Origin of the sequence: Oculatella sp. FACHB-28, assembly GCF_014696015.1 — a bacterium.
Classification (GTDB): Bacteria; Cyanobacteriota; Cyanobacteriia; order Elainellales; family Elainellaceae; genus JAAUTN01.
Map to the genome: position 1 here is coordinate 1 of NZ_JACJPJ010000016.1, position 11339 is coordinate 11339.

The following is an 11339-nucleotide window of genomic DNA, read 5'->3' on the forward strand; positions in this document are numbered from 1 at the left end:
TTGGTCAACTGGTTGACTGGAGTACCAAGAGCAAAAACTCGGGTTTCTCGTTTCGCGGCTCTAGCGCCAGATTAAGGAAGGCGTGATCCCAGTCAGGGTTCGCCAACAGTATCGGGACATTTGTTTTACAACTTCAGCTGGCACATCTCATGTACTCTAAAGAACTTTTTTAGCGAACTTTGGGTGGCAGTAGTTCTGCGACCGTAAAAGGGGCAAAGGTAGCGAAGCTGCGACAGAGCGCCACGCGATCGCTAGAACAATTGGGAAACATGGAATCCAGCAAAAAAACTCAAAAAATAGCAACTTGCCCGAAAATGATGCTTGGATTACCTAAAAAATCTACGATAGAATCAGCATTCTAAGCCTTTTCAACTTCAAAACTTGCCCGAAAATGACCATTTCTTGGCATGTTTTAGCTAAATTGTGAAAATTTTTCTGAAAGCAATGCCATGCAGTGATTCCAGACAATGCGTGGCGCTTGGATGCGTTTCGCTACCTTTGCCCCTTGAAGCACACAATAGCAACGCCCAACTGCTAGTCTTCTGATCGCTGGAGTAGTATTCTCCTACGACTTAAACTCCGATTAGTGCTGCTCAATCGCTTTCACAGCGGCTAGATATCGCTCTTTGATTGCTTTGCGATCTAACTCCTCCGCAACTCCCTCTTGGCTGCCGCGCTCAATCATATCGGCATGACGGCGCAGCACAACTTGGTCTGATGTTCGGTATGTGAAGGATGCAATAACGGCGATCGCCTCCAATAAGCGCATCGTGACAGCAACACTCGATTGCCCATACTGCCGAATTTGATTAAAAGCAGCGTCCGCTACATCTGTAAAAACGATGGGTTCAGCAATAATGCGAAGTTGGTCGTGGTTATCATAGCGGTAGCGAGAGGGAATTTCGTGGTGGGCAAAATGACAGAGGGCAGCATTCAGCTGGTCAATGCAGCGTATGGCAGTAAACGGATCGTTAATTCCTGGGGAAAGCGCTCGGACTGCAATCTCAACCAGCTGATCAATCGAAAACTCAATATCCTGCTGCTCGGTACGGCGTGAACCAAACACAAAAGCATCGTTGATTTGAGCGGCAAGCTGCTTGTTTACCTTTTTCTCGGGGAAGACGCGTACGAGTTCACCGCCTTGGACAACAAAGCGCCCAGGGCGTTGCTGAATCTGTAAGAGCAGATTCTTTTCTGTGGCAACCTGCATCAGTTGCTTGTCATCGATTGCTTGAACGTAGCCAGTGCTACTCGCTTTAATGGAACAGGAAACTCGATCGAAGTTGGGTGGAATATCTGCGATGCTTTGCTCCTCCTGCTGCCTTGAAGTGCCGCGTCCAATCTTTTCAGGAAAGAGCCGCTCGATCGCATCATCGAGGTCGCTACCCACTTTTTTGATCACCTGATCGACCTGAATCGATGAGGCGGAATGATGAATGAAGTAAATCAATACACCAATGCTGGCGATCGCTAAGCCAATGCCACACGTAACTGCAATGTGTGGCACAAACTCGTTTTCTTCCACGCCGTTAATCGTTCGCAGCACCATTAAGCTGTATACAAACGTAGAAATGAAGGTTCCCAGCACCACCTGGTTGCCCGTGTCTTGCATAAAGTTACGCAGCAAGCGCGGACCAAACTGAGAAGAGGCAAGCTGAAGGGCAACAATTGTAATGGAAAAAGCAGTGGTGGCAACGCTCACCATGGAACTAGCAATTGCTGAAAGAATGGCACGTGAACCACTAGGACCGAGGGAATAAGCCCAGCCTAACTCCCCGATGATGTTAGTTTCTCGACTCTGGTCAATCGCAATAGTGATAAATGACAGCCCGAGCGCCAATACCACCATGAGGGTTGGCACAAACCAGAAACTGGAATGTAAGGAGTCCCACAGTTTGCTTAACTTGGCGTATTTCATCGATCATTCTGAGCCGCGTTGTGATTTGTTGAAGATCCATTACCCGCTCTAGCACCATTATGTTGGGATTGGCTCTCAGCCAACTGCCTGAGAGCGTGGCTGATACTGCGCGGCTTCGGAACTTCAATGGTTCCGGCAGGCCAGCCTTCTCGCTGACGGGCGCGATCGCCATCACTAGCTTCGGTTTGGTCATGGAACAAAATTTGTTGGGTTGGGAAGGGTAGATCGATCCCGTTCGCTGTCAGCTTATTTTTAATGTTCGTTAAGACGCGGTCTTGCAAGGCTAAAACATCAGCTCGACGGGGAGGTTCCACCCACCAGCGAGCACGAATGTTAACGGTACTATCTGCCAGTCCTACCACGATCGCATCAGCCACAGGATTTTTTAACACGCCATCCGTTTCATGAATTGCCTCTAGAATTAACCGTTTGGCAGTATCAATATCATCTCCATAGCCGATACCAATGTCGTACTGCAATCGACGATTTTCAAATGCCGTGTTAACCGTCACTGAGTTAGTGAATAGCTCTGAATTGGGAATCACAATGCGCCGACCATCGTAGGTTCTAATCGTGGTTGCGCGCGTTTGAATTTGTTCGACGGTCCCCTCAAAGTCCTTAAATACGATTTGGTCGTCAATCTGAAACGGCTCAGTCAGCAGGATCAAAATACCCGCTAAAAAGTTTTGTAGAATATCTCGAAAGGCAAACCCGATGGCAACTCCACTGATTCCCAATAGCTGAACGAGATCGCTTGCTTTGAGAGATGGAATGACGATCGACAGAGAAATAAATAATCCTGCCAAAATCGTTATGCCTTGAGCCAATCGCCCCAGCACTAATCCTAAATTTCGAGCTTGGCGACGATCGCGAGTGAGGTTCCTCACCGTTCGCTTGATGACTCTGGCGATGAAGAAAAATATCGCAAAGACGATCAACGCCAGCACAATATTAGGCAACAGGGCAAAAAAGCCATTTGCCATTGCCTGAATTTTGTCCCATACCGTAGATAGTTCTGCGTTCATTACATTCTCTAAGCTGCAACCAAACCTTACGCAGAACGGGCAAAACCGACTTCTATCCTAGGGGGAGCGATCACTTCGGCACAGGGTCTGGATTTCAGAGCGCAATGCAATAATCTCCGCGCGCAACGCCTCAATCGATTTTGCTCCCGCAAGCTCAGCTTCTTCGTCATCTGCATCTTGCCCGACAAAAAATGTTGCTAGCGTTGCAGTCACATAGCCAAACACCGCAAAGGCATACAGCGCTAACAGAAAAAACAAGATGCGACCTTCTGCCGTTTGTGGGCTGTAATCCGATCCCATTGTGGTCATCAGCATTGCTGTCCACCATAAGGCAGTGCCGTAGTGATCAAATCCAGGCACATTTGGTGCTGCTTGCTCAAAGGCGTACATTCCAGCCGCACCGGCAAAGGTAACGATCGCAGTTAGCAGTACGACATAGCCAAACCCGCGCCGGGAAAAATTTGCGGCCAGCGATCTCATACTGCGATTGGTTCGCGTCAGCACCCGCAACAGCTGTAAGCCGCGCATTGCCCGCGCTGTTTGCAGCACCCGAAGAACTCTGACAATCCTCAACGTTCTGAGTGCGGGAAGCAGCAGTGAGATTGCAGTTAGCCATTGCGCCTGGAGATAAGTCACTTTGTGAGGAGCCAGAAGTAGCTTAACGCCAAACTCGACAATGAACACGATCCAGATGGTGATGCTTAAACCTTCTAGTAATGGATTTAAGCCATCAGTGAGTTCAAGCACAAACAGGGCTACCCAGAGAAAGCTGAGTACCAACATTGGTACATCGAGCCAGTCTTCAATCTGTTGTAAAATCTCAGAACGTTCGCGTTCGAGGGCTATTTTTTCAGGCAGCTTTGGTGAATTCATTTGCAGGTTAATTAGTTAAGCGCAGGCGTTTCTAACACAGTAACTTCGACCAATGGAGTGACATTGAACCCCTGCTGCAACAAGCGAGTTTGAATCGATTGAGTCAGGTCAGCGCGAATTTGTTCAACTGAACGTGTGATGTTGGGCTGACGCTGAACATAAACCACACACAACAACGTCTCCTGTCCTGAAATATCGGCTCCAGTGAAGCGAACGTTGGATTCTACGAGCTTGGCTAGATTGCTTTGCTGCACCACCTGCTGCACTTCAGCGTTTGCTCGCTGAGCGCGGCTAGAGCGCTGTAGATTCGGTGCGTCGGAGAACTGCCAGAGCATTAGCCCCACTAGCACGATCGCACTTACTCCCACTGAAAGAGAAAACACACCGCGTTTGCCTCGCTGGTAGCGAGATCCCTGTGTTGTTAAACCAAATAGGCGAAACAGCAGAGCGGCTGATAGATTAATTCCACCCAATTGCAACAACAGCAGAAAGAGTCCGTTGGTGACTAGATCCCAACGCCCGATCGCACCTGCCATCCCAACAATGCCTGCGGGGGGAGCCAGAGAAGCAGCAATGAGCATTCCAGTTGCGGCTCCAGAGACTAAACTACTGCGATCAGACTGAATTAGGGTCAGTGCGCCCGCCGCGCCTGCTGCCAGAGGGATCAAGACAGACACGGTTGAAATCTGACTGCTATCAATCATGAGATTAGTTGGAGTCTGTTGACCCAGAAGCCAACTCAGTAGGGCAGTTGTGGTGATCGTGACGCTCAAGGCTGCAAAGTATCGTATAAGGCTGCGCCAGAGAAGTTGGCGATCGCCCCTGGCTGTTGCCAAAGCAGTATTCATGGCTGGTCCGGCAAACGGAGCCAACAGCATCGCGGCAACTAGCAGGTAGCTGGTGCTTGTGTACAAACCAATCCAGACAACAATTCCAGCAATAGCAGCATAGCTAAGAAATCCTTTCCAGGAGCCTGTACTCTGCAAACCGGATAGGAAGATCTCGATCGGGCTGCGTTCCTCAACATTAGTAACTTGTTCAGCCGCAGCATTAGCAGGGGGATGCAGCGCCATTACGCCCGTTGGTAACAATGTAAAACTTAAGTCCGGCAGGGCGACTTGCAGTTTGTCGAGAAGCTCCTCAACTTTACCGTTGGAAACATGAATCAACACCAGATCGATCGGCTGCTCAACGCCTGTTGCTTCAATTTGCGCTAAATTTGTGCCATCACAAGCTTTTGCAATCTCTAGAACGGTTTTTCCACATCCTTGTGGTGCTTGCACAAATAACTGACGCATTTTTCTTATTGAGCTCCTGATCGCATCGAGTCATTCCCTCAAGAAAACGTTGTCTCTTATGGATGGCTTTGCTCAAACTACTGACTGAACCGAATTGAATCATGAGCAGGAACCTATCTTGAGCAAGCGCTCCTCGCATCAATCCGATCGCAACCCTAAAAAATCCAGTTTGAAGCCGATTGAAGGTGCCAATCGATCGCTGAGAAGCCGATTGAGTTTACAGGGTGAGTTCGCTTTAGCGCTAGCACCAACCGTAGTGATCTTGGCAGTTCTGGCGTTTGTAGAAGTGCTAAGCCGTCAACGTCTTTTGTTTGCCTCTTTAGCTTCCAGCGCATTTCTCATTTATCTAGATCCGCAACATGGCACTAATACCGTCCGGACCCTAACAATTTCTCAACTTATGGCAGCGACAATCGGCTTAGTGACTTACCTCCTGTTTGGTTCAAGTTACCTGTCAGCGGGCATCGCGATGATTTTGACTATCACTCTAATGATCGTGCTGGATGCCGTGCATCCCCCAGCAGTTGCAACATCCCTCAGCTTTGCTCTGCGAGCAGGGAACGAAACCAACTTAGCGCTGTTTGGCTTGGCGGTTGGTGTGATCGCGTTACTGATTGCCATAGAACGCTGTGCGCTTTGGCTGCTGGCATATTACAGTCGATCGCGCTGAACTTAATCGAATTCAATGAGTGGATATTAACCCTCTTCTGAAAAGTCTTGCTGAAGGAAGGGAGCCAGTTCCCGGTTCAGTTGTCCGGCTCGGACTAGCTCGGCATACGTGTCTGCCTCAATTGTCAGTAGTTCTAGCCTGAATTGTTCAGCAGCAAACGCACGTAAATCGGGATGCTCATCCTGCAAGGTATTGATCTCTTCCTCCAGACGCCCAATTTCTCCTTGAATCAGAGTCTGCTGATAGCGGTAAAACTCTGGCTCAATTACCGGACGATCTGCGGTTTGGACAAGATGCTGCAACACTCGTCTCAGCGCAGCTAAGCGAGCGAGCGCTTCTGAAAGTTGCTGTTGCAACGGTTGATTTCCGAGCAGGTTTAGCCATTCCAGCAAGGGTTTAATCGTCAAACCCTGCACGAGCAAGGTGAACAACACCACTCCAAACACAGTGGCGATAATCTCTTCGCGATCGGGCAAAATCGCAGGCACACTCAGCGCTAGAGCAATCGACACTGATCCTCTCAGCCCTCCCCAAAGCAGCACACTTTGTTCTTTAAGTGGAACCTTAGACTCACTGAATCGGTTACTAAGGGCGCTCAATCCGTAGATGGCGAGCGCCCGTGTCACTATCATCACAATCAGCGTAATCGCAATGATAGTGAGGTTTTGTCCCAGGATATTAAATCGGATTTGATCGCCAATTAGCAGGAAGACAATCGAGTTAACGAAAAACGCTAGAAATTCCCAGAACTCGCTCACAATAATCCGAGTTCGAGGATTCATGCCAATGCGAGAACCGAAGTTTCCCAAAATCAATCCCATTGTCACGACCCCAATTACCCCAGAGCCCCCAAAATCCTCAATGATTAGATAGGTGCCATAGGCAGACACTAGCGTGAGTGATTGCTCGACCAAAGGCAGGTCAAATCGTTGCGTTAGGTATGAAATCCCAAATCCAATTAAGCTAGCTACTGCAATGCCGATGCCGACCACGCGCACGAACTCAATGAGCGCTGACTGAATGGATAAATCCGCTGTGCCCATCGGCAGAGCAACCAGAAAACTGAAGGCAACGACTGCCATGCCATCGTTAAATAGGCTTTCCCCCTCCACCAAAATGCTGAGGCGGCTGCCTACGCCCAGATCCCGAAATAACGCAATGACTGATACAGGATCAGTAGCAGATAGGCTCGCTCCGATCAGGAGTGCCGTTGTGAGCGGCACTCCCCCCAGTTGATTTAGCCCCAGAGCAATGCCTGCGATTGCAATCATCACCCCAAGCACGGCATAAAGACAAATGGGCAAAAATTCCTGCTTCAGTTCTGACCATTTCAAATTCCAGGCGGCTTCAAACAGGAGCGGGGGCAAAAAGATCGACAGAATCAGCTCTGGCGACAAGTTCACCAAGCGCACATCCACAAAAGCCAGCCCTAACCCCACAATCACCAACAAGAGGGTGTAGGGAATCTGACGAAACCAGCTAAAGATGCGGGGCAAGGTTGCCACACTCAAGGAAATCGACAGCACCAGCAAAAATTGCTTCAGGTTTGTCTCGATCGTCATTTCACCTAACGTCGCATCCATTGACCACTACCCTCCAAACGATCGAACCCTTACCATCTTCAACCTGTCGGACCACGACCGCTACAATCACAGGTGAGATGCTGGGCAAAAGTCAGAATCTTAAAGTTCTGGGAGGAATCAGGATGTGCTAGCAAATATCCGTGGGCGCTTCAGATCATTCAGAAATCAGGGAAAGAGCCTGATTAAGTTGCAGCAGCTTCAAGCAGAGTTACTGGCAGAATCGACGCCTGATCCGTCCTACCTCATCTTGATTGTCAGTTCCTGCGCGATCGCCACCTTTGGTTTGTTGGCAAACAGCACAGCGGTAATTATTGGTGCGATGATTATTGCTCCCCTGATGCTGCCGATCCGAGGACTGGCGTTTGGGGCGCTGACAGGCAATGTCATGCTGTTTCGACGTGGTTTGGTTGCAGTTGCCGTGGGGACGGCGTTGGCAGTAGCACTTGCGGGGATATTGGGCAAACTGGTTGGCATTGCTAACTTTGGCGGTGAGGTGTTGGCACGCTCTGAGCCCACGCTGCTCGATTTAGGAATTGCCGTCACCGCTGGCGGCATTAGCGGCTACGCAAAAGTGCAACCGAAAATCTCTGGGAGCCTTGCCGGCACAGCAATTTCAGTCGCGCTGATGCCACCTATTTGCGTAATCGGCTTAGGACTATCTCAGGCAAATTGGAATCTTAGTCAGGGAGCTATGTTGCTCTATCTCACAAACTTATTGGGTATTAGTCTGTCCTGCATGGTCACTTTTCTACTAGCAGGCTACGCTTCTTTTCATCATGCCCGTAAAGCACTTGCCGGGATACTAACTTTTACTGCCATCCTACTAATTCCTTTAGGGTTCAGCTTCGCTCAGATGGTGAGACAGGCACAATTAGAAGCCAGCTTACAACAAGCGCTGTTAAATCGCACTCTTACTTTTCAACGGTTAGATCTGGTGAGCAGTACCACAAACTGGTTAACCAATCCCCCCGAAGTTCGGTTGAATGTCCGTGCTAGAGAACGTATTACACCGAAGCAGGTTGCTCTCTTGGAAGAGTTTGTGCAACGCGAAATGGGACAACCTTTTACACTGATCTTTGTGGTTGGACAGGTCGAAGAAATTCGTCGACAAGAGTCTAACACCGGAATTAATAATAGGACTGAGCCGATATACGGGCAAAAAAGTTCAAGATGAGCTGAAAAACCTTACTCCAATTGCTGTTCATCCAATTGGGGTTCAAACTGGCGAAGCTGTCATTTGCCGCCACTTAACCAATATAATCTTTACTCCTAAAGGGTTTCAGGTGTAAAAGGGGCAAAGGTAGCGAAACTGCATCCAAGCGCCACGCATTGTCTGGAATCACTGCATGGCATTGCTTTCAGAAAAATTTTCACAATTTAGCTAAAACATGCCAAGAAATGGTCATTTTCGGGCAAGTTTTGGAGTAGAAAAGGCTTCAAACGCTTATTCTGTCGTAGATTTTGTAGGTGATCCAAGCATCATTTTCGGGCAAGTTACCATTTTTCGAGTTTTTTTGCTAGATGCCTTACTTCTCAAGGATTCTAGCGATCGGATGGCGTTTCGTTGCAGCTTTGCTACCTTTACCCCTTTAAGCGTCATGGATCGTTCTCCTGAATAAAATGAGCGGGAAATTGGGTTTGACGGGATGCTGTAGGAGATTGGACGGGCGATCGGCGGTTTGCTCGCCAATCCAACCTTTGAAAACAAATTACTGAGGCAACATCCCCGCAAACTGCTTCTCAACGTCTTTGAGTGGTGCTTGCAAGTTAGCGAATACGCTTTGAGAAACAGGATCGGGATAAACCTCTTCCACGCCCTGTTCAATCGCGTGCAGGGTCGCTTTTGCCACGTTAATGGGCGCAACTTTATCGAGGGGCAGCCCCTCAGACATGGCAGTGTCAACTGGACCTGGAAACACACCAATCACCTGAGTACCCTGCGCAGCGAGTTCTGCACGAGCACCTTGAGTCAAGGAATATAGCGCGGCTTTGGAGGCACTGTAGGAACTAAAGACGGGTACGTTCACCACCGAGGCGATGGTCAGCAGATTCACAATTGTGCCGCCACCATTACGCTTTAGAATGGGTGCAAAAGCACGCACCATAGAGAGAGTGCCGAAGTAATTGGTGTTCATTTCCCACTGAGCCGTTTCTACACTCTTAGGGGTAAATAAACCACCGGAACCTAATACACCCGCGTTGTTAATTAACAAGGTGACATCCTGAGCTGCTTGGACAGCCGCATTCACCTGCTCGGGATTGGTCACATCCAATGCAATGGCAATAATGCGATCGGGGGCGATCGCAACCACATCGCTCAGCGTGTCCGCATTGCGAGCAGCAACATAAACGCGACGAACACCCGCTTGTATCAACGCTTCGACATAGGCTTTGCCAATGCCCCGGCTTGCACCTGTGACAAACGCGACGGATTCTTGAATGTTCATACCAATCTCCTGGCTAATCATGAAACCTTTTGTAGAAGAGCCTTAGCGTTATGTTGGGTTGCTCTGCTCTCCATATGTTTATCTTGATTGATGCGAATCTGTTTGAGAAGCCAGCAGAATAGAATATAGTTTATTCAAATTTAGAATAAATAAGCATGGATCGCCTTGACTGTATCCAAAGTTTTGTGCGAGTGGTTGAAGCCGGGAGTTTTTCGGCGGTAGCCCGTGAACTTAACACGAGCCAACCCACGATCAGTAAGCAAATTGCTGCCCTCGAAGCCTACCTGGATGTGCAACTGTTAGCCCGCTCCACCCGAAAGCTGCAATTGACGCAAGAGGGAGAACGCTTTTTTGAGCATTGCCAAGAGCTGTTGGATGCTGCTGCTGCTGCTGAAGCCAGTGTTGGGCAACGACAAAAACCCGTTGGCACACTACGGGTAAGCTGCCCTGTCGCGTTTGGGCAACATCAGGTCATGCCTTACGTTAAGGATTTTTTGGATCGATATCCGGATATCAAACTAGATTTGACGTTGAGCGATCGCTTTATTGACTTGGTTGAAGCGGGTACAGATCTCGCCATTCGCATTGGGCAGGTGAATGATCCAACGCTCATCACCCATCACCTTGGGTTTACTCACCGAGTCACCATTGGTGCAACAACCTACTTCCGCAAACACCCAGAACCTCAAACTCCTGGGGAATTAGTAAACCATAACTGTATCGTTTACACTCGCCTTGCTACAGGAAATGAGTGGCACTTTCAACAGCAAACGGGGGGTACAGTTCAGGTCATTGCAAAAGGTAATCTGCAAACTGATAATTCTACAATCATTCGGGAAGCGGTTCTATCGGGTTTAGGAGTTGCCGTTTGCCCTGTTTGGCTGTTTGGCGATTTGCTTAACTCTGACAGCCTTCGTATCGTTCTAAAAGACTATCAACCCGTCCCTTTGCCCATTCACGTTGTCTATCGACGGGGGCGATTTATCCCTGCAAAGGTGCGTTGTTTTATCGAATATCTCACGAATGAATTCAAGCTCAATCCGTGGGTATCAGACTGTGGAGTAAACCAGTCAACCTAACGATCAAGGTAGGCAGCGGCAGAACTCTCCGGTAATCCAACCAATATCTCTTACCCGCCCGCTTCAGTGAGAAGGCCCTTGATTCATGATCTGTGTTCAACTTTGCTGACTCGTTACCCTATTTTTTAGGAAATATGAATCGCTCAGAGAACCTGTAGAGAAAGCCATGTTTAGCAATGAGAATTTGGAGCAGGAGTATTGGCAGTTAGAAACGTTGTCTCAAAACTCGTTGAATTTCCAAGTTGTGGAATACGGAGAGTTAGTGGGAAGCTTGATAATTATGGCTTTAGAGCTATAAGCCGTGTCTCACGAGTACTGTCAACTAAACCAGGAGATACTGTTGGCGAACCCTGACTGGGATCACGCCTTCCTTAATCTGGCGCTAGAGCCGCGAAACGAGAAACCCGAGTTTTTGCTCTTGGTACTCCAGTCAACCAGTTGACCAA

11 protein-coding genes are annotated in these 11339 nt (G+C 48.8%); 5 read left to right on the forward strand and 6 right to left on the reverse strand.

Annotation, left to right across the window (positions count from 1 at the left end; genetic code table 11):
• Positions 1 to 583 precede the first annotated feature (583 nt).
• From H6F88_RS00435 to H6F88_RS00450, 4 genes are read right to left on the reverse strand one after another with little or no spacing between them, the layout of a single operon-like run.
• Positions 584 to 1918 carry a DUF2254 domain-containing protein gene (locus H6F88_RS00435; protein ID WP_190640788.1) on the reverse strand — a complete coding sequence of 445 codons (1335 nt, stop codon included), beginning with the start codon at positions 1916 to 1918 and terminating at the stop codon, positions 584 to 586.
• Entirely contained in the window at positions 1915 to 2943 is a 1029-nt protein-coding gene (locus H6F88_RS00440; RefSeq protein ID WP_190640789.1) for a mechanosensitive ion channel family protein, read from the reverse strand. Before H6F88_RS00440 ends, H6F88_RS00435 begins: the two co-directional genes overlap by 4 nt.
• Positions 2944 to 3000: 57 nt before the next feature.
• A complete protein-coding gene (locus tag H6F88_RS00445; protein ID WP_190640790.1) occupies positions 3001 to 3816 on the reverse strand; it encodes an ion transporter in 816 nt (271 codons plus the stop codon).
• Between the two features lie 11 nt (positions 3817 to 3827).
• Entirely contained in the window at positions 3828 to 5114 is a 1287-nt protein-coding gene (locus H6F88_RS00450) for a DUF389 domain-containing protein (protein WP_190640791.1), read from the reverse strand.
• A 118-nt stretch (positions 5115 to 5232) separates the two neighbouring features.
• On the opposite strand from H6F88_RS00450, the gene H6F88_RS00455 reads away from it, so the two are divergent.
• Positions 5233 to 5784: an HPP family protein gene (locus tag H6F88_RS00455; protein WP_190640792.1), complete on the forward strand. Its 552-nt coding sequence runs from the start codon at positions 5233 to 5235 to the stop codon at positions 5782 to 5784.
• Between the two features lie 26 nt (positions 5785 to 5810).
• Here H6F88_RS00455 and H6F88_RS00460 read toward each other — a convergent pair whose 3' ends face one another.
• Entirely contained in the window at positions 5811 to 7367 is a 1557-nt protein-coding gene (locus tag H6F88_RS00460) for a Na+/H+ antiporter (RefSeq protein ID WP_190640793.1), read from the reverse strand.
• 124 nt (positions 7368 to 7491) lie between these two features.
• Between H6F88_RS00460 and H6F88_RS00465 the strand changes: the two genes are divergently transcribed.
• The gene (locus H6F88_RS00465; RefSeq protein WP_190640794.1) at positions 7492 to 8541 is read left to right on the forward strand and encodes a DUF389 domain-containing protein; all 1050 of its coding nucleotides are present in this window, start codon (positions 7492 to 7494) and stop codon (positions 8539 to 8541) included.
• Positions 8542 to 8755: 214 nt separating this feature from the next.
• Entirely contained in the window at positions 8756 to 8986 is a 231-nt protein-coding gene (locus H6F88_RS00470) for a hypothetical protein (protein WP_190640795.1), read from the forward strand.
• Between the two features lie 90 nt (positions 8987 to 9076).
• Here the strand turns inward: H6F88_RS00470 and H6F88_RS00475 are convergent, their stop codons facing one another.
• Positions 9077 to 9814 carry an SDR family oxidoreductase gene (locus tag H6F88_RS00475; protein WP_190640796.1) on the reverse strand — a complete coding sequence of 246 codons (738 nt, stop codon included), beginning with the start codon at positions 9812 to 9814 and terminating at the stop codon, positions 9077 to 9079.
• A gap of 155 nt (positions 9815 to 9969) precedes the next feature.
• Here H6F88_RS00475 and H6F88_RS00480 point away from each other — a divergent pair, with 155 nt between their 5' ends.
• Both H6F88_RS00480 and H6F88_RS33780 read left to right on the forward strand, forming a co-directional pair.
• On the forward strand, positions 9970 to 10893 hold the full coding sequence (locus H6F88_RS00480) for a LysR family transcriptional regulator (protein WP_190640797.1): 924 nt from the start codon (positions 9970 to 9972) through the stop codon (positions 10891 to 10893).
• Positions 10894 to 11059: 166 nt separating this feature from the next.
• Complete coding sequence (locus H6F88_RS33780) at positions 11060 to 11191, forward strand: hypothetical protein (protein ID WP_277882124.1); 132 nt, start codon at positions 11060 to 11062, stop codon at positions 11189 to 11191.
• Positions 11192 to 11339: the final 148 nt, after the last annotated feature.